Genomic DNA, 19183 nt, shown 5'->3' with positions numbered 1-19183 from the left:
TTACTCATTGTTATTATTAAAAGAATTATTCATACAAGGTGAAGAAGTGTACCGATGGTCGACTCCCCATGTACGATAGCCTGCTGTATCGATATGGATTTGTCCTGATGCATACACACCTAAACCCATATTTAATGCTTCACCTTGCTCTATCCAGAATTCACAAAGCTTCTTTTTTGTATTTTCGATACGGATTTGTTCAATTGAATCTGGATTCTCACTACCTATACGAAAATCCAATGCGGCATTAAACACATGTTTAGATCCACCTGCCCCACCTGCACACCGATTCAATGCATAGTTTCGATACACAGATGTCACCGTAAACTGATCAATGCGTTTTTGTTCGACCAATTGCTTCAGAATCTTTAAAGTCGGAATGCTGTTATTCCAGAGTTCTCTTGGTGGAACTTCATATTCAGCGTAATTACACTTTTGCCAATCTCTCGCTGTTTGAAAAAACTCAAAATCTGGAATAAAAGAATCAATCCCTTGGGTTTTCAAGAAATTTTTATAAGCTTGGATTTGCTGTTGATGCTGAGCCTGCATTGCCCACTGGAGATACGAAGATGGGATACGCTTTTCTTGCAGAATCACTTTGGGAATCATATGTTTCGATTCAAGTTTTGGTAGAGGTTGCGGTCGGATCTCTTGATACGAAGACTGACAAGCAGACAGACCACAAATGAATCCGAGCATGTAGATTTTTTTCATTTTGATTCGCCAGCATCACTTAAATCGAATTTACTTCGCAACGCGCTTGTCGATGCTTACTGTTATGTTATAACATTACAACAAACATTACAACGTAAGCCATTAGACAAATGAATCTCGCTCTTCCAGATATTTCAGCTGAATCGACTTTACCCAAAGCTTATAGCCATTGCCTAGATTGGGTTGGCATGGAAAAAATTGCATTACCCGTTCGTATCGAAAATACGCTATGTCAAAGTCAAATCAATGCTTATGTCAGTTTGGACGATCCCTTAGCCAAAGGGATTCATATGTCACGCTTGTATACGCGACTATTAGAACTGAGTTCGATTGAAAATTTGAGCTTGATCGATCTGCAGTCATTATTACAAGACTTTTTAGAAAGTCATCGTGATCTATCCAAACATGCAAAAATTGAAATTCATAGCGAACTGTATATCGAACGACCTGCATTGATCAGCAAGCTTTCAGGTTGGAAAAGTTATCCTTTTGTTTTGTCATGCCAACTTTTAGATGGGCAGTTTTTAGCAGAACTAAAAGTTGAGATTCCCTATTCATCAACCTGCCCATGCTCGGCTGCTCTTGCAAGAAACATTATTCAACAACGTTTTGAATCGGCGTTAAACAATCAAGACATTCGTTTAGATCAGCAGGAAATTTTAGATTGGCTAAGCAGTACAGATGCGATTGCTGCAACACCACATAGTCAAAGAAGCTTTGCGATTCTTAATTTCAGACTTGATCAAAATATCCAACATATCCCACTGATTTTATTTATTAATCAAGCTGAACAAGCTCTCATGACACCTGTTCAGACTGCCGTTAAACGTATCGATGAACAGGCCTTCGCAATTGCCAATGGTCAAAACCTGATGTTTTGTGAAGATGCCTTACGACGGCTATATGGCACATTTTTAAATCATAAAAGTATTAGAGGCTTTAATTTCAAAGTCATTCATGCAGAAAGCCTGCATGCGCATGATGCTGTGGCTCAAGGTTCATGGCAATGGTAAAGCATTCTATTTTCGAGCAGATGGAACAGGGAAATTTAGGACAACAATTTGATTTTGAAGCTGTGTTTGAACAGATCAAATGGAACCAAGAAGGTCTTGTCCCCGCGATCACTCAAGATCAAACAAGCAAAGATGTATTGATGATGGCTTGGGTTAATCGAGAAGCTCTAATCGAAACCTTGCAAACCAAACAAGTGTGTTATTGGTCGCGCTCACGAAAGTGTTTATGGCGTAAAGGTGAGAGTTCAGGTCATCGTCAATATTTGACGGATGCCAGACTCGATTGTGATGGAGACTGCCTATTGTTTTTCGTTAATCAAACTGGTCCAGCCTGCCACACCCTACGCCCGACTTGTTTTTATCTTGGTCTAAATACAGATCAAGTGACGATTTTAACTCAACCTGTGATTTAACTTATTTTAAGCGGTAATTCTATGCTACGTAAAAATCCATCTGGTCATTTGCCTGTTATCGATCAATCTGCTTATGTCGATCAAACCGCGATTATCTGCGGCAAAGTCATCGTACATGCCAATGTGTTCATTGGTCCTTATGCCGTAATTCGTGCTGATGAAACCGATGAACATGGCGAAATGGAACCGATTATTATCGGTGCTAACTCCAATATCCAAGATGGTGTGGTGATTCACTCCAAAGCAGGTGCAGCAGTGACAATTGGAGAAAATTCATCGATTGCACATCGTTCGATTATTCATGGTCCTTGTGAGATTGGTCGCCATGTTTTTGTTGGTTTTAATAGCGTTTTATTCAACTGCAAAGTCGGTGATCATAGCGCGATCCGACACAATGCAGTGGTCGACGGGCGTGATTTACCGAGTCACTTTTATGTTCCTGCCATGAGCTATATCAATCCCAAAACAGATTTGAGCCTATATCCGTCTGTTGATGTTTCAATCAGTGAGTTTTCTGAAAGTGTGGTGAGCACCAATATCGAATTAGTCAAAGGATATAAGGCATTGCACAATGAATTTTAGACAATTCCCCAAGATCATTATTCGCAATGCCAATCTAGTCAATGAAGATAAACAGTACATTGCCGATGTACTGATTCAAGATGGACGAATCGAGAAAATTGCTAGCAATATCACGGGCGTTTTCAATGCGAAAACCATAGATGCCAATGGTGCTTGGTTAATCCCAGGCATGATTGATGATCAAGTTCATTTTAGAGATCCTGGCTCACCCCAAAAAGGCAATATTGCCTCTGAATCTATGGCTGCAACCATTGGTGGTATTACTAGTTATATGGATATGCCCAATACCAATCCTGCGACATTGAACTTAGAGACACTGGCACAAAAAAAGCAGATCGCAGCGCAACATAGCATGGCAAATTACGCATTTCATTTTGGCGTGAGTTCTGACAATTTAGACATTATTGAACAACTTGATCCTAAATTAGTCAGTGGTGTCAAAGTCTTTATGGGAGCATCAACCGGCAATATGTTGGTCGATGATCCTAAAATTTTAGAGCGTTTATTTGCCAATGTACCGACTATCTTATTGACCCATTGTGAATATACGCCTCGGATTAAAGATCAGGAAAAACTGTATTTGGAAAAATATGGCGAAAATATTCCAGCAGCAATGCACCCTAAAATTCGAGATAAACAAGCTTGCTTTGAAAGTTCTCGACTTGCTGTTTCCTTAGCTGAGAAATATGGAACTCAACTGCATGTTTTACATCTGACCACAGCCAAAGAATTATGTTTATTTAAGGAACTACCTTTAGATCAAAAACATATTTCAGCCGAAGTCTGTATTCATCATCTCAGTTTTGATGATTCTGACTATGCTGCTCTTGGGCATTTAATAAAATGTAATCCTGCAATCAAAACGTCACAGGATAAAGAGGCCTTGATCCATGCAATTTCCAACAGTAATCGTTTGGATATTATCGGGACAGACCATGCACCACATACTTGGGATGAAAAACAACAATGCTATATGAATGCACCTTCAGGTCTGCCACTGGTACAACATGCTGTGCCCGCATTGATGGAACTGGTTGCAGATGGAAAACTCAGTATCGAAACGATGGTGCGTAAGACATCTCATCAAGTTGCAGACTTATTTAAGATCAAAGATCGTGGTTATATTCGTGAGGGCTATTGGGCCGATCTCGTTCTACTCAAAGAAAATACGCATAGGATCGCGGTCAAAGATCAAAAAAATTATATGCAATGTGGTTGGACACCATTCCAAGATAAAACCTTTCCTTATGAAGTTGATACCACCATTGTTTCTGGGCAACTGGCGTGGCATCAGAATCAATTGTTTTTGAGTTGCCGTGGAAAAGCACTAGAAATTGATCGATAGGAAGGATATTTGATTAAACTCCGAACTCGCTTGTTCTACAATTTTTAGTCCAGTTTTGGTCTGCTCAACGGTGTAAGTACTATATTGCCCCGTTGAAACTAGACCAAATTGAAGTTGAGTTCTTAAAATTAAGAAAATCTCACTACGCTCATCTTTGAATAAGGGATTGATCCTTTGTAAGTTTTCTACAAATTGTTGTGCAAAAAAAGGATTGTTGAGCTTTTCAGGGCGATTTATTTGAATGTCGAAAAAATTGAAATTCGTATCAGAAATTTGTTTAATATGAAGAATTTCTGGTTGCATCTCTTTAAGTTGCATATTTGTCATCTCATTATTCTGCTCTTGCGAGACAGCCGAAGATATCCCACTCACTAAACAAACAAGTACCGTTAAAGCTGCAAAGATTTTATGTTTTGCCCACATGCTTGGTATTTGTAGATTATTATGATTTTGCTGAGCATTAATGACTATCGATTTTGATATAAAATCATGGACTGAACGGCGATTTTTTCGGTTAAAAATATAGAAATATACAATTAGAGCTTGTAAACAGATTAATAAGAGACCGATACCCCAAGAAAAGATTGTATTCGAGAAATATGCGCTTAAAGACATTAAACACATAGGTGCAAATAAAACTGCTGCACGCACCATAGATGAGGGAACTGAAAGGTGTTTACCATCCAAACTGATGACTTCAATTTTTAAAAGCTGTTTCGCAACTGTTTTTCCAGCGTTTAAATGACTATTTAATAAACCGAAATATAAAATGACATATACATACCCTGCCAGAATAGAAATAATTGGGTGCTGATGTAGGAAATTCGAGAAAATACTAACAATCAGCCCACAAAACATGCTGATAAGTAACGCATCGAGGATGAAAGCAAACAATCTACGCCAAAAACCAGCGATGTAAGGTGTATTCAAAGACAATGTTTTTTCCCTTATGAAGTCGTTAGATATATTGTAATTTACTGAGTTCATCTATTCTTTTAATGCATTCCCTATTACTTTAAGATTCTTTAATTCTTCATCTGTATATTTCATTTTCGATAACAGCTCTTGATCATTTATAATTTCAATGTATTGGTCAAAAATATCAATCTTATTTCTTAACAAGAAATCAACAAACTCCCCACCATTATAGTTCCTGTGAAACTCAGAAAATAATAAAGTGGCATAAAAGTCCTTTTTCTGATTATTATTTAGTCCTGACAGAAACGTATCTAAATTATCATAAAAATTACTAGAAGGCTGATTACCACAGAAAATATTCTTATCAATAAGGGTAATTGAATTAACAACTTGAATATCCCGCGTTAGAACAACAACCCTATTATTAAAAATATCAACGCAGGATTCTCTCTCAATTGAAGAGCATCCTATAAAGAACAATGCTCCAACTACAAACAAGATTTTTTTAATTTTATTTAACATTCATCTTCTCTTTCAACCTTTCTTTTATTTTAGTAAAAAACGTTCACACACCTTCAAAAAACTTATTTAAATATATTATTTCTTGATAAGAAAAAAATATTTAAAAGCCTATTAAACATTATCTTTCTATAGAAACCTATAAACTAAAGTTCATTATGATAAAAAGTCACATAATAAAGCCTCGCCATTTATTTATTTCCAAGAATATTTAAATTATTAATTGCGTTCAAATGTCCATGTTTCGCTGCTTTTTCATACCAATATTCAGCTTGCTTTTTATCTTTTTTTACAAACACGCCTTGCTCAAAGAAAACACCTAAATTATATTGTGCTTCAGGATTACCTAGTTCAGCAGCTTTTTCAGAAAAAATAAATGCTTTTTCATAGTTTTCCTGATCTAAGTACATTTTTGATAAACCCTCATATGCCCGTGAAGGATTATCTTGGACCCCTAATAAATACCAACTCTCTGCTTTTTCAAAATCTGGTGATCGACCAAAATCTTTAACTCTATATAGTTCTGCCAAGTTCAATTTAGCATCTTTGCTACCATACTTATTTGCTTCTAAAAAATATTCTTCAGCCTTTTGAAAATTCTTATCTTTTCCTAACCCAGCAAAGTAAATCATACCTAATGAGTTTATAGCTTCATGGTTATTAGCTTTTGCAGCCTTTTCAAACCAATAGTAAGCTTTATCATAATTAGGTTTGATATTATCTAACCCATTTAGATAGACCCATCCCATTAGATTCTCTTTTTCATCTAAGGATAGATCTTTTAAATTAAAAATTTCACACTGCTTACTACTACTTCCTGCTAATTTACACTCTTCCTCGAGCGTAGGGAACTTGTCCTGTTTATTCAAATTTGTACAAGCAATTAAGCTACATATAACAATGCTAGTTGAACCCAGCAACAATTTGTTTTTTAACATTTTTATACAAACGCTTAGAATTTCATTTTGAATGACTATTATCTCACAAAAAACTTTTTTGATAACTAAACACGTAATTTAAATTTAACTAATCTTATGGGACCTTTCATTAGGTTAGACCATTAACACTCATCAATAGATTAGGAAGCCCCAAGCTATATAGAATACGCGTCATAGGGCAAGATCAGCTTGAGTAAATAAGCCAAACTACTTATCATTCTCCATAAGTAGTTTTATATCATCTGGTATTGATGCATCTGGTATTTGATTATTCTTTATTTGCTGTAAATAATTTTTAGCAATTTCTTCATTATTACTTGCAGCAAGTGTTAGCCACTTTTCCGCTTTTACCAAGTCTTGAGTTACTCCATTAGTTCCAAAAAAATAGGCTGTGCCTAAATTAAGTTGAGCAAGTGAATATCCCTTAGATGCAGCTAACTCTGACCAATAAATGAATTTTTCTCCACTTTTTGGTACACCCTCACCAAATGCATACAATCCAGCCAATTCATTTTGGGCGATTACATCCCCACTTTCAGCAGATGCTTCTAAAGATTTTAAATAATTTTCATTATCACCAGCTTCAGAATATTTTTTTGATTTTTGATAAGAGTTTTTTTCACTTGATTCAATTTTCTCTGAATCAGGAATCTTGTTTGTCGATATACCATTACTACAACCACTTACCAGCAATAAGGTTAAAAAAATAGAATAAGAAAATTTCATTTACAGACTCCAAAAATTAAAAACTTGACGGAAACCATTGAGAACTCGGAGGTACATTTAAATAAACAGGGTTTTCTTTTTGATATCTCTCACCAAGCTCCTGTAATCTTTTCATTTCTTCATCCCTTCTTTTCTTACACTGACTTTCGCATTTCGCCTCAACTCTACAGTCTTTAAAGTAGCCCAACGTTAAAAATTAATCTGTACTAAATTAACTCGATTTTTATAGCGATCATTACGCCACACAGAATCTTTATGAACCGAATAAGGTTTGCTTTGATATTCACCATAATCAGGTGATGTTTCAATCAGTCGGTAAAACCTTTTATCTTGCATGTTAATGCAACAAAGCTATCCGGTTCATAGAGATAGTAATTGGTTTTCTGTATTTAACTATCTCCCGAATCTTCACTTCCGAATCTATTTTAATTTTTCTTACTATCGATTTATTACTTTTCAATTAATAGCCTATTATAGTTTTCAGCTGCTCCTAAAAAACCATTATCATAAGCTGTCTTATACCAATATAAAGCTCTTTCCTTATTTTTATTAATTCCGCCTTCTCCTTTTTCATACATCCATCCTAAATTATTCTGAGCTAATGAATCATTTTTAGAGGCCGCCTTCTCGAAATATTTAAATGCTTTTATAAAATCTCTTCTTACAAGATCACCATCATAAAACTGTACGCCCAACTCTGTAATTGAGGGTGTAAAATCATTTCTTGCAGAAAACTCTAAGCTTTCCAGCATCTTTTCAGGATTATTTTCTTTTTTATATATTAAACCCAACTGATATGCAGCTAAACTATCACCAAGATTCTGTGCCGAAAGCAACCATTTCTTAGAATCTTCTAATGCACCTGCTATATAATACAAATACCCCAAAGAATAATGTGCAGGTGAGAAGCAATACCTAGCAGATTTTTTCAAATGATTTTCAGCTTTTTTTAAATCTATTAACTTTCTTTTACCATCTAAAAAGCTTACACCTAAAACATATTCCTTATAAAATCCATCCGGTAACTTATAGATTAAATCATCAACTCTTTTAAAATCCCCTTGAATATTTGAAATATTTATATCAAAATTATCCTTTTTAATTTGATCAGAATATTCAATTTTTTCACATGCATAAGTAGTTCCCACCATAAAAAAACAACTTATAAGACTATATAAAATTGACTTCATAATAACCGACACTCCAAATACTCAAGCAAAAAAACAAACCAACAAGCCAATACACCAATATAATTAGCTTAGAAATTTTTTGGTTATTATTTTTCTTTCTAAAAACAATATCTCTCATTACTCCGTTAAAGCTATTACTCTTTGAAAAAAATTCCATACATCACTTGCTAAGTTATTGCAAATATAATACCTATACAGCAAATATATCATCAATATAAATGTGCATATAAATAAAAAAACCACAATCCATCTTAAATAAAACAATATTTCCATATATTTAAAACCTTGGGAAATTAAAAGGCTGGGCTGGAATAATTGGCATTTTTTCTGGCGGAATAGTATATATTGGTTGTTCTGGCATATAATCTGAGGTGTTCTGCCATCCATCAGTGACTCCTATACCAGCTCCTGCACCACTTCCACCTTTTATAACACCATAAAATGTCTTACCAGACCATGAATAACCACCGCAAATTTGACCAAACCAATTTGCACCAATTCCTCCGCAAGCCTCTATATATCTACCATCAGGTTTATTCCCAACACTAAGTATATCTCGTGTTGTACTTGCAGAAACACCTAAACCTAAAGTTCGTCCTGTAGAATGCACAGCACGCCCCCCACCTGCATAAGTTGTACTATGTGTAATGCCTAGCCCTAGTGCAGCACTAGCGTTAGCACTTGTTCCATTCAATGCTCTATCAGTTGCTTGAACCAATGGAGTCCGATCTTTCATCCTTGGATCTCCTTTTAATCCAGGAATTGTAATATCAGGAGAAAGCCCATATGGATCGGTTGAATAATTCGGATCACTTACATAAGCAGAAGTATTCATTCCCCCGTCTAACCCAATCGGGTCTTTACTCACATATCTTGCACTATGGGGTTCATAATAGCGATAACGGTTATAGTGCAGTCCTGTTTCTTGATCGTAATATTGACCCTGGAATCTGAGATTACTCTGCTCAAACGGATTGTCTGGATTTACTGTTTTGATGTCGAGTGTGCTGCCCCAAGTATTTTGGGTAATTTCCCAAACACACTCACCTCTTGCATTGGTCATAGTCTGTGGCGTACCGACTTGATCACAATGGTGAAAAGTGATCTGCTCTAAATCCACTCGATTTTTACGGGTATCATTGCGCCATACAGGATCTTTATAAACCGAATAAGGTTTACTTTGATATTCAGCATAGTCTGGTGTTTCGATCAGTTGAATAAAATCTTTATATCCAGCTTGCAACAGTGGAACAAAGCTATTCGGTTCATACAGATAGTGCTTGGTAAAACTGTCTTGTTCTGATTTGCGGGATTCCCAAATCATCAAATCGCCATCCCAACCAAACAAGGTCAGCGCATCTACCGTTTTCTTGTAAAGTCTGCGCCCAAATACATCATAACCGTAGTCAGTGACTTGACCATTGCGATCACTGCGAATCAATCGATTTTGGTTGTCCCATGTCAATTTGAGGGTTTTACCTGCTTGTTTAGTCTCTATGACATTGCCTTGTGCATCGTAGTGGTAATGTTTTCCTTGATAGCTTCTGACCAGATTGTTTTTAATTTGTGCCGTACTAGATGCGGATACAGGGTCGATCAAATTACCCGCAGGATCAAAGCTAAAACTCTCGGTTTTATGTGCGCTTTGTGTTGTGATTAAGCGCCCAATTGGATCGTATTGATAGTTGAGCTTACCCAAACGGCTATCTTCAACTTGGTTTAGTAGGTAGTTTTGATCGTAATGATAATGTCGATGCGCTTGGTACTGTAACAGGTCTTTGTTTATGTTATTTTTATGTTTTAAATAGAGAAAATAGTGCTCTCATATAGTAAATTAGTTTTAGTTATTTTATTTGAGATAAGAAGATGTTATCAAAAAGAATTTTTCTTAGTATATGTCTACTAAGTATCCTGAATTTAGGATGTACAAAATCAGTTACACATACAGATGGGAGTAATGAGCAACAAAATTCCAGTCAGAATAATACAAATATTGATGTACATGATATCCGCTTAAAAGCTGAAAACGGTGACCCAGAATCACAATACAATATGGGTGTTTTTTACACAAATGGTTATGGGGATATTCGCCCAGATACTTTTGAAGCACTAAATTGGTATACCCTAGCAGCAAAGCAAGGATATGCAAAAGCTAAATATAATTTAGGAGTACTTTTCAGTAGTGAGTCAGGAGTTCAAAATGATTTACCTAAAGCAAAAAAACTATTTGAAGAAGCTGCTGCTTTAGGTGATATCCCATCCTTAAACGAACTTGGTAATTTCTATAATGATGGAATAGGTATAAATGAAAATCCAACCAAGGCTGCTGAATATTATTTAAATGCGGCTAATGCAGGATATTCTGCTGCAGAGAATAATATAGGAAATATGTACCTGCACGGACGTGGTGTCGTACAAGATAAAATAAAGGCGTCCAAATGGTATACAAAAGCGGCACAACAAGGTGAAATTGATGCACAATATAACCTAGGACTTATGTATTTATTGGGAGATGGAGTAAAACAGGATTATTCACAAGCACGTAAATGGTTTTTAGCTGCCGCAGATCAAGGAGAAGATAATGCACAATACCATCTTGGAAAAATCCACAAAGACGGACTAGGTGTAGATAAAAATCTATCCATAGCCCGTACTTGGTTTGAAAAATCAGCTGCAGCTGGAAACTCTTATGCATCCGAAGAATTATCTCAAATGAAATAACACCTTGAATTAGGTTTCCCTTTAATAGTAGGTGGAAGGGAAACCATGAGCGCCTAAATCCCAAGTATGGCCTACTGGTTGATGAATAATAGATGGACCATTAGGATTACCAATCATTTCTTTACCTTGACTAATTGTTATCCCCTGCATACGACTACGACCAACAGCTTTAGATTTATAAGTATAAGGACTGAATTTATCCGTATGTGACCCTGCACAATATTTTGCTTTACCAGTTGCGGCACATGATTCAACATATTCTCTATTAACTTGTTTTTCTCCAGTTTTTAATTTCCATTTTTTATCCTCTTCAAACATGCCGTATTCATATCCCATCCCGACTTTTCGCTCCATTGTTAAAGTACTCTCACCATTACCTTTATAATTTGCATAAATACCAATACCAACACCTACTGTAGCGGAACCTCCTACTGACTTACCTTTTGCGTATTTCTCCACACCTTGTTTTAATAGTTCAGTAGAAACTCCATTGCTGGCATTTTCTTCTTTATTATTTCTATTATAAGATTCCATTGCTATATTGGTTCCCATCACTCCTGAATACTGTTTTTTCTGCTGCAACCCCATCGGATCAACCCATTGAGTTGGATCACTCACATAAGCAGAAGTATTCATTCCTCCATTTAACCCAATCGGGTCTTTACTCACATATCTTGCACTATGAGGTTCATAATAACGATAACGGTTATAGTGCAATCCTGTTTCTTGATCGTAATATTGACCTTGGAATCTGAGATTACTCTGCTCAAATGGATTATCTGAATTTACTGTTTTGATGTCGAGTGTGCTACCCCAAGTATCTTGGGTAATTTCCCAAACACACTCACCTCTTGCATTGGTCATAGTCTGCGGCGTACCGACTTGATCACAATGGTAAAAAGTGATCTGCTCTAAATCCACTCGATTTTTACGGGTATCATTGCGCCATACAGGATCTTTATAAACCGAATAAGGTTTACTTTGATATTCAGCATAGTCTGGTGTTTCGATCAGTTGAATAAAATCTTTATATCCAGCTTGCAACAGTGGAACAAAGCTATTCGGTTCATACAGATAGTGCTTGGTAAAACTGTCTTGTTCTGATTTGCGGGATTCCCAAATCATCAAATCGCCATCCCAACCAAACAAGGTCAGCGCATCTACCGTTTTCTTGTAAAGTCTGCGCCCAAATACATCATAACCGTAGTCAGTGACTTGACCATTGCGATCACTGCGAATCAATCGATTTTGGTTGTCCCATGTCAATTTGAGGGTTTTACCTGCTTGTTTAGTCTCTATGACATTGCCTTGTGCATCGTAGTGGTAATGTTTTCCTTGATAGCTTCTGACCAGATTGTTTTTAATTTGTGCCGTACTAGATGCGGATACAGGGTCGATCAAATTACCCGCAGGATCAAAGCTAAAACTCTCGGTTTTATGTGCGCTTTGTGTTGTGATTAAGCGCCCAATTGGATCGTATTGATAGTTGAGCTTACCCAAACGGCTATCTTCAACTTGGTTTAGTAGGTAGTTTTGGTCGTAATGATAATGTCGATGCGCTTGGTACTGTAAATAGTCTTGCGTTTCTTGTTCAGGCTGAATCAGTTGTGAACTGAGTAAACCAACGTCATTATAGTGTTTAGTTTGGATGAGTCCATTTGCCAATAGGCGTGTTGTTTCTCGATGTAAGTCATCTCGTTGGAATGAAACCACGTCCTGTTTATTCAGGGCAATGGCATACAAATGTCCTGAGCCATAACTCAAATTGGCTTGTTCCTGTCCATCTGGGCGGATTGTTTTAATTAGATTACCAAGTTCGTCAAATTCATAACGTAACACCGCAGTAAGTGGACGAAGCCCTGCGATTTTGTAGTGCTGATGCTCTCGCACCAATTGCCCAAGGGCATTGCGATAAAAATCAATTTGGCTAACCTCATTACTGACTCGGCTCAGTTGACTGTTCAGATTGTAATCAAATTGTTCTGTTTGCTTCTTTCCTGTATGTAAATGGGTAAAGCTTTTCGATGCGATTTGTCCATCAGCGTAATAATCAAAGTGGGTCAGGATATTAGGCTGTCGGATTTCAGATAACCTGCCACTCTCATCATGATAGCTGTAGTGTTTTTCTTCTCCATCAAAAGCTTGTTCACGTACCAAATAACCATATTGATTGTAATCAAATAAATATTCTGCTTTGTTCTGGTTGATTAGTTTTTTGATACGTCCCTGTTTATCCCATTGATAGCCAATGCGATGTCGATTAGCATCGATGCGTTGTTCGAGTAATCCTGTGGCATTGTATTGGTACTCAGTCACTAAACCTTTAGTATCAATATGTTTGAGTAAACGCCCTTCTTCATCATGTTCAAAATGTTCTTTTAATCCATCAGGGTAAACAATACTTTGGAGTTGTCCTTTGTCTCGACCTTGAGTGCTGTAAAGGTACTGAACGACCTTATTATTTGCAGTTTGTTCGGTAGTTAACGAACCCTCTTCATCGTATTCCCAAGTACTGCTTTTGCCTGAGCAATCAGTATAGGAGGTCATTTGTCCTAATTCATTGTATTGAATTTTTTTGCTGCCGCCTTTCGCATCAATCACTTCGATCAATTGATTGTCATTATTGTATTTATATTGTGTGATATGCCCCAAAGGATTTATTTCTTTACTGATATTACCCTTAGCATCATATTCTCGTTTCCAAATATTGCCTTCAGGGTCTTTTGTTTCGACCAAATTGCCTTGCTCATCGTAGGCAAAACGGATTACTCCGCCATTTGGCTGTACGATTTTGCTGAGTTGATCTTGATCATTGTATTCTTGTTGGGTTTCTCGCCCTTCAAAATCAATTTGACGGGTAATACGTTTTTGTCTATCACGGCTGTACCATGATTCACGTCCATCTGCTAAACGAGTACGGTAGGTAAATCCATTCAGATCAAAATAGTAATTGGTCGGAACATCGTAGGCATCATAAACAGCAACTTGACGTAAGCGAGGATGCCACTTGAGTTTGGTATGGTAACTACCATCATCTGCCCACTCTTCAATTACTTTAGCTTTGGCTTCAGTTGATTCATAGCGAATATTTTGCCCACGCCCTGTACGATCGGTATAACGTGTGAGTTGATAGAAATGGTTGTATTCATAGTTTCGGACATGACCATTTTGATCAATGGCTTCAATTAAATTGCCTTGGGTATCATATTGATAACGCGCTAAAGGCTCAACTTGTTCATCAACGAATATTTTTACAAGTTATCTTTTATAAAAAAGGTCAATCAAGATAAATACTGCAAAAGTAAGAATTATTAAAAAATTTATAATCCAATTGATAAACATCCATCGATTGTGGTTTTTTCTAAAGTTATCAATATTTTCGATATAAGCATTAGGAGTCAATTTCATTGGAGTTTTTTTATCTCTAATACTTGGAAATGGGTTGTTTTTATTATATTTAAAAATATTATTTAATATTAACTGAACATCATAAGTTGTCAAAAAAAAGAAGGTGATTACATCTAAACTATTTAATATCCCTTTAGAAACATTCGTTGTTCCATAATATAAATTTAAAAAATCATCCCTATGTCTTTTTATATAAATTTTATTATAAATAATAATAAAAACAACTAAAAATGCACTAAAAAAGATTGCTATAATCATAGTTGCAACCATAGGGTCCTCTAATAAATTAGACACCATTTCCTGATAAACAGACATATCAAAACTCTCTTGTAATAGTTAACAAATTTTAGTCACATGTTCATTCACTTTTTCATTTAGTTTTATTGTTCCATAATACCCACCACTCACCCCGCCTACTACAGCCCCAATTCCACCAATAACTACAATAGCTGTTCCACCAGTTGCAACCCCAAGTACAATTGCAATACCTGTTGCAATTTTTCCTCCTAAATATGCACCAGCCCATCCCCCAGCAATCCCACCAACAATTTTTGAGCTTTCATTCACTGTGACTTTAACCGTATAGTTCATATCATCTGTTTGGTAGGCTCCATAAATATTATGTCCAGCATCGGCTATAACATAACCTAGTACTAGATACCCCCCTACTTTAAGTGAAATTGAAGCCTTTGCAATATCTTCCATAGCTTTAACGTTTAACTTCAAGCCACCCATAAAACTTGATCCACGAACACCAGATGTATCTTTAACAACATTACGTAAAACTCTAGCATAGTCTTTATTTTCATGACTAATAGAAAAATTTTGCATTAATGCTGTATTTAGTTTCTGATATAAATCATGCTTTTGATGAATAAATCTTTTATGGCTAGCAGAGTTATTTCTTAATTTTTTATCTTTTAGAAAGTTTTCATATTCTGCTTGTACATTCTTCAAATCTGCACTTAACTTATTTACTGCTTGTATATTTGCTGTCTGGAACTTTAAATCATCTAATTTTGGTTTCGTCTCAGCTGAGTATAAACTTGCTGAATTAACAGACTCTACTTTTGGGTTGAGTGTTATAGGATCACAATACGATTCTTTATGCCCATCAACCGTTTTTAAATACTCAAGACGTGCAACTTGAACTTGTTGGGCAAATGATAAATAGTCCAATAATAGCTCAAAATTATTAGCAAAAAATATTGGATCAAAGTTTTTATCCCGACTATACCTTTGAAAAATATGTTCTGCCTCTAATGCTAACTTTTTATGTTCAGATAGCTCGGGAGAACTCTTTTTATTTGTAATCAGGATAATCTGACCAGGTTTTACTTTTTTATTAAGATTTAAATCCTGCAAATCACTGATATGTGCATTTGCATGTCTAAAAATATCCAGTTCAGAATGATTTGGTACTTTTTTATAAACTTCTCTTAATAGCTCATCAAAAGTCTGCTCTTTCTTTATAAGTTTCCATCCTACTTCTGCATTTTGCGATATCTTGACCTCTTTTATATGATTCTTTTGCTCAGAGTTTGATGCTGTTGTTGATTTAATCTTTGCTTGATCATAAGCAATTTTTGCATTCTTTTGATAATGTCTTAAAATATAACCTCCCACCCAAATCTTATTCAGATAAATATCAATTTGAACTTTGTCTGTGTCATTATATACCTCAATTGGTCTTGTTTTTTGAGAATGTGGTATAAATGTATTTTCGTCAGAAACAAGGCTTCTTTTTTTATCCTGAGAAGTTACAGTCACTCGATAACGATACTTTCTAATATCTACATGTTTAGGAAATTCACTGAGATATAATTGCGCAACGCGAGGCTGATCATATTTTGCCATGTTATTTATTATCCTCATCAGAGCTAAAATCCATCACTGGTGTTTGTTGCAAAACCTGCAATGTATAATTTTCAGGTTGACTCGAATAAATTGTTTTTGTTTTACCAGCTGCATCTGTTTTACCGTAATGCATTTGTCCCGATTCACTGATTAAAACATAATCCGTAAATGCTAGAATTTCATTTGTCTCTCTATCCCTCGCATCGAAGGTAATGTTATAGCCCCCTAACTTAGGTAACATTGGTATAAATGAAGGGACACTTGCCCCACTCTTAAACAAATGCTGCCCTGCTTTCACCTCAAACTTTCCACCTGTAGTCGGGAAAATCCCCGAACCATTCAATTTGAGCTGTGAACTATCAGCGGTAAATACGATTTCTTTTGGGCTCGTGATATAAATCGTATCTTCGGTGGAAATAATCTGGATGTCTTTCCGAGCAATAAAATCAGCCCCATCCCCTTGTGCCTGTATCTCAACCTTACCTTTGCCTGCGACTTGTTTGATTCCACTTTGCGCTGCAAATAAGCTGATCTTTTGACTGGCTTGGGCAATCAGGTTCTTCTGCGTGGTCAGGTTAATACTGTCCCCTGCAAATTGGTTCAGTTGTCCATCTGCGGATAGATGGATGTCTTCTGAGGTGCTGAGTCCAATCCCATTCGGTGAACTGAGTAATAGTAAGGCTTTGTTGAATTTGGCTATATCTTGCTGAATTTCTTCTGCAAAGCTTTTGAGTTGCTCTACCGACTCTAATTCATCCGTTTGTTGGTTCTTTGCCACTTCACTCAGAGCTTTGGCATTGTTTTGGTTGCCTTCCAGTTGTTGTTTGGCTGTTTGTGCTTCGAGATGATCACCTTGTGCCTGTTCTTGTGCATGGGTGCTGATCAGTAAGCCTTCACCTGCTCGAATCGCACCCCATTGATCCGTCCGTAGTTCAAAGCCTTCGCCTCGGTCTTCACTTTCTGCTTGGGCTTTGGGATGGCTCAGTTTGCCGAGATTGAGTTGGCTGGCTGCATGGCTGCTTTGTAGTTGTGCGCTGATCTGTCCTGTGGTGTCGTCAAAGCGTAGTTGGTTGTAGCCTGTGCCTTGATATTCTTTGGATTTGATCCCTGCCAGTTTTTTGGTATCAGGTAATTGTCCTGCATTGTCGAATTTGCTTGGGCTGCGTTGTGCTTCGTGGAGTCGTCCTGTGACAAAGGGACGGTCGATGTTGCCATCAAAGAAGTCGATGACGACGATTTCTCCAATGCGGGGTAGAAAGCGTGCGCCATAGCCTTCGCCTGCCCATGGGGTCAGTACATCCACCCAAGCTGAATCGGTATCGTTGTTGTTGCTGCCTGCACCACCATCGTGGCTATGGTCGTCATTGCGGGTAAATAGGAAGCGAACTTTGATTCGTCCCCATTCATCCACATGGATTTCTTCGCCTTCGGGTCCCACTACTCTTGCGCGTTGTGGGTGAGCGGCTGGACGGTGTTGCAGTGGATGGTATTCGGGTACGGTTTTGATGTTACGGCGTTGTAGCGTCAGTTGGTTGGCTTGGCGTTCTTCTGGGTTTGTGTTTTGGTGATCTTGCCATTGGCTTTGGGTGATCAGCTGATGGACTTGTTGTTGTAAGTCTTTTGGGAGGTTGTTTTGGTTGTAGTAGCTTTTGGCGGTGATTAGAAATTCTTGGTCTGCACCACTGTGTTGATCGATCTCTGGGTGTTCGTTGAGTTTAAACCAGTATCCTACTTGGGTGTCTCGTACCGTGGTATTAGCGATAAATTGTTTGGCTTGGGCATCGTGGTAGTGACTGAGGTGTTGGTTCAGTTTTTCGATTTGGGTGTTGCCTGATGCGGTTGCGCCATCTTCACCGTTGAGGTCTTGCATCCATGCAGGGGTGAAGTGCCATGCGTCTTCGAGTCCTAAGCTGGCGTTGTCGTGTTGTTGACTATGTTGGTGTTTGCTTTGAACGCTACCTGCCCCATCTTCTTGTTCTAAGGCATCGGCTTGCCAGCGTTGGATATGGACTGCGGTCGGTTGTAGCGAACGTTCTGCAATGAGGCTGGTCATACTGTCGTATTGTTCGGTGGCACTGCTGCGGTGGTAGCGAATCGTTCTGCGTTCTAGGGCTTGGTATTGGCTGTTGTCATCGATCAAGCGGAGTTTTTGGGCTTGGATTGGACTGTTGCTGTTGGCAACACTGAGCTGTGCTTCGTCGATCAGCCAGTTGATGCCTTCACTTCGGAGCAGTCGGGTAATGAAGTCGTAGTCGCTTTCATTGGCTTGCATTACAAAGGGACGGATGTCGTAGTCTTGGGTAAGTCCACTCAGATCAAGGGTGAGACTCGATGCAAACAGCTGACTTTTGGCTTGCCATTCATTAAACAATATTTGCACAATATCCACGACAGTCTTATTCATAAACACACGGCTGTTTCGGCGTTTATGCCACAGTGCGGTTGCATCTTGTAGTTTGAGTTTATACAGCGTGAGACTACCGTCAGATTGTCCTTGTACGGCTTCTGTGATAATCCCTGTGGTTCTGAATAGTGTACCTGTATCGGTGACTTGGTCGATCGCTGCCTGACAACCGATGAATTGTTTTAATGGGATGTGGGCGTTAGTTGATAGGCAGATCAGCTCTGCAGTCATTCCCTGATTAATGGCATGCTGACCTTGAATTTTTTGGAGGAAGACTTGTTGATTTAAGCTCGGATTGGCAAATTGTATGTGTATCGCACGTTTTTGTGCGGTTAAGCCAAGTTGTTCTAATGCAGCATAAATAGTCTTGAACATCGCTTCTTATTGAGTTTTTTTAAACGTGAGGGCATTTTACAGGAAAATTCGATCAGATGT

General features: G+C 37.5%; 14 protein-coding genes and 2 pseudogenes. 5 read left to right on the top strand and 11 right to left on the bottom strand.

Annotation, left to right across the window (positions count from 1 at the left end; all coding sequences use genetic code 11):
• Positions 1 to 714, bottom strand: a complete 714-nt coding sequence (locus AAC851_RS15205; RefSeq protein WP_100833794.1) for a D-Ala-D-Ala carboxypeptidase family metallohydrolase — start codon at positions 712 to 714, stop codon at positions 1 to 3.
• A 110-nt stretch (positions 715 to 824) separates the two neighbouring features.
• Between AAC851_RS15205 and folE2 the strand changes: the two genes are divergently transcribed.
• Genes folE2 through AAC851_RS15185 form a run of 4 tightly spaced genes read left to right on the top strand, consistent with a single transcriptional unit; the run spans position 825 to position 4067 of the window.
• Positions 825 to 1727 (top strand): GTP cyclohydrolase FolE2, encoded by a 903-nt coding sequence (gene folE2 / locus AAC851_RS15200; RefSeq protein WP_100833795.1) that lies wholly within the window; start codon positions 825 to 827, stop codon positions 1725 to 1727.
• Complete coding sequence (gene hisI / locus AAC851_RS15195; RefSeq protein ID WP_100833796.1) at positions 1721 to 2140, top strand: phosphoribosyl-AMP cyclohydrolase; 420 nt, start codon at positions 1721 to 1723, stop codon at positions 2138 to 2140. The genes folE2 and hisI overlap by 7 nt, the downstream gene beginning before the upstream one ends.
• Before the next feature lie 21 nt (positions 2141 to 2161).
• Positions 2162 to 2722, top strand: a complete 561-nt coding sequence (locus AAC851_RS15190; RefSeq protein ID WP_125502275.1) for a gamma carbonic anhydrase family protein — start codon at positions 2162 to 2164, stop codon at positions 2720 to 2722.
• Positions 2712 to 4067: a dihydroorotase gene (locus tag AAC851_RS15185; RefSeq protein WP_125502273.1), complete on the top strand. Its 1356-nt coding sequence runs from the start codon at positions 2712 to 2714 to the stop codon at positions 4065 to 4067. Before AAC851_RS15190 ends, AAC851_RS15185 begins: the two co-directional genes overlap by 11 nt.
• Here the strand turns inward: AAC851_RS15185 and AAC851_RS15180 are convergent.
• The 6 genes and pseudogenes from AAC851_RS15180 to AAC851_RS15155 form a co-directional block, all read right to left on the bottom strand.
• The gene (locus AAC851_RS15180) at positions 4050 to 5003 is read right to left on the bottom strand and encodes an RDD family protein (protein WP_125502271.1); all 954 of its coding nucleotides are present in this window, start codon (positions 5001 to 5003) and stop codon (positions 4050 to 4052) included. The two genes, AAC851_RS15185 and AAC851_RS15180, sit on opposite strands and share 18 nt — an antisense overlap.
• Positions 5004 to 5054: 51 nt before the next feature.
• Positions 5055 to 5507, bottom strand: a complete 453-nt coding sequence (locus tag AAC851_RS15175; protein ID WP_125502270.1) for a hypothetical protein — start codon at positions 5505 to 5507, stop codon at positions 5055 to 5057.
• A 188-nt stretch (positions 5508 to 5695) separates the two neighbouring features.
• The gene (locus tag AAC851_RS15170; RefSeq protein ID WP_125502268.1) at positions 5696 to 6442 is read right to left on the bottom strand and encodes a tetratricopeptide repeat protein; all 747 of its coding nucleotides are present in this window, start codon (positions 6440 to 6442) and stop codon (positions 5696 to 5698) included.
• A gap of 207 nt (positions 6443 to 6649) precedes the next feature.
• Positions 6650 to 7168 carry a tetratricopeptide repeat protein gene (locus AAC851_RS15165; protein ID WP_125502266.1) on the bottom strand — a complete coding sequence of 173 codons (519 nt, stop codon included), beginning with the start codon at positions 7166 to 7168 and terminating at the stop codon, positions 6650 to 6652.
• Between the two features lie 449 nt (positions 7169 to 7617).
• Positions 7618 to 8358, bottom strand: a complete 741-nt coding sequence (locus tag AAC851_RS15160) for a tetratricopeptide repeat protein (RefSeq protein WP_340601008.1) — start codon at positions 8356 to 8358, stop codon at positions 7618 to 7620.
• Positions 8359 to 8635: 277 nt separating this feature from the next.
• Positions 8636 to 10138: pseudogene (locus AAC851_RS15155) on the bottom strand (RHS repeat-associated core domain-containing protein); the annotation flags it as partial.
• Between the two features lie 86 nt (positions 10139 to 10224).
• Between AAC851_RS15155 and AAC851_RS15150 the strand changes: the two are divergent.
• Entirely contained in the window at positions 10225 to 11079 is an 855-nt protein-coding gene (locus tag AAC851_RS15150) for a tetratricopeptide repeat protein (RefSeq protein WP_125502265.1), read from the top strand.
• Positions 11080 to 11100: 21 nt separating this feature from the next.
• Here the strand turns inward: AAC851_RS15150 and AAC851_RS15145 are convergent.
• The 4 genes and pseudogenes from AAC851_RS15145 to AAC851_RS15130 form a co-directional block, all read right to left on the bottom strand.
• Positions 11101 to 14319: pseudogene (locus AAC851_RS15145) on the bottom strand (RHS repeat-associated core domain-containing protein); the annotation flags it as partial.
• 18 nt (positions 14320 to 14337) lie between these two features.
• Positions 14338 to 14802: a hypothetical protein gene (locus tag AAC851_RS15140; RefSeq protein WP_125502263.1), complete on the bottom strand. Its 465-nt coding sequence runs from the start codon at positions 14800 to 14802 to the stop codon at positions 14338 to 14340.
• 21 nt (positions 14803 to 14823) lie between these two features.
• Positions 14824 to 16344, bottom strand: coding sequence for a hypothetical protein (locus AAC851_RS15135; protein ID WP_125502261.1), 1521 nt, complete (start codon positions 16342 to 16344; stop codon positions 14824 to 14826).
• 1 nt (position 16345) lies between these two features.
• Complete coding sequence (locus tag AAC851_RS15130; RefSeq protein ID WP_340601007.1) at positions 16346 to 19123, bottom strand: type VI secretion system Vgr family protein; 2778 nt, start codon at positions 19121 to 19123, stop codon at positions 16346 to 16348.
• Positions 19124 to 19183 lie beyond the last annotated feature (60 nt).

The sequence above is a fragment of the Acinetobacter sp. HZNU-JH01 genome, from assembly GCF_037996845.1.
Taxonomy (GTDB): Bacteria; Pseudomonadota; Gammaproteobacteria; order Pseudomonadales; family Moraxellaceae; genus Acinetobacter; species Acinetobacter haemolyticus.
Note: the sequence above shows the minus strand (reverse complement) of the source record. Positions and strands in the feature narration are given on the sequence as shown.

Bases quoted from the DNA above. Each gene is read 5' to 3' on its own strand.
- AAC851_RS15205 (WP_100833794.1), bottom strand. From the start codon at position 714: ATGAAAAAAATCTACATGCTCGGATTCATTTGTGGTCTGTCTGCTTGT.
- folE2 (WP_100833795.1), top strand. From the start codon at position 825: ATGAATCTCGCTCTTCCAGATATTTCAGCTGAATCGACTTTACCCAAA.
- hisI (WP_100833796.1), top strand. From the start codon at position 1,721: ATGGTAAAGCATTCTATTTTCGAGCAGATGGAACAGGGAAATTTAGGA.
- AAC851_RS15190 (WP_125502275.1), top strand. From the start codon at position 2,162: ATGCTACGTAAAAATCCATCTGGTCATTTGCCTGTTATCGATCAATCT.
- AAC851_RS15185 (WP_125502273.1), top strand. From the start codon at position 2,712: ATGAATTTTAGACAATTCCCCAAGATCATTATTCGCAATGCCAATCTA.
- AAC851_RS15175 (WP_125502270.1), bottom strand. From the start codon at position 5,507: ATGTTAAATAAAATTAAAAAAATCTTGTTTGTAGTTGGAGCATTGTTC.
- AAC851_RS15170 (WP_125502268.1), bottom strand. From the start codon at position 6,442: ATGTTAAAAAACAAATTGTTGCTGGGTTCAACTAGCATTGTTATATGT.
- AAC851_RS15165 (WP_125502266.1), bottom strand. From the start codon at position 7,168: ATGAAATTTTCTTATTCTATTTTTTTAACCTTATTGCTGGTAAGTGGT.
- AAC851_RS15160 (WP_340601008.1), bottom strand. From the start codon at position 8,358: ATGAAGTCAATTTTATATAGTCTTATAAGTTGTTTTTTTATGGTGGGA.
- AAC851_RS15150 (WP_125502265.1), top strand. From the start codon at position 10,225: ATGTTATCAAAAAGAATTTTTCTTAGTATATGTCTACTAAGTATCCTG.
- AAC851_RS15140 (WP_125502263.1), bottom strand. From the start codon at position 14,802: ATGTCTGTTTATCAGGAAATGGTGTCTAATTTATTAGAGGACCCTATG.
- AAC851_RS15135 (WP_125502261.1), bottom strand. From the start codon at position 16,344: ATGGCAAAATATGATCAGCCTCGCGTTGCGCAATTATATCTCAGTGAA.
- AAC851_RS15130 (WP_340601007.1), bottom strand. From the start codon at position 19,123: ATGTTCAAGACTATTTATGCTGCATTAGAACAACTTGGCTTAACCGCA.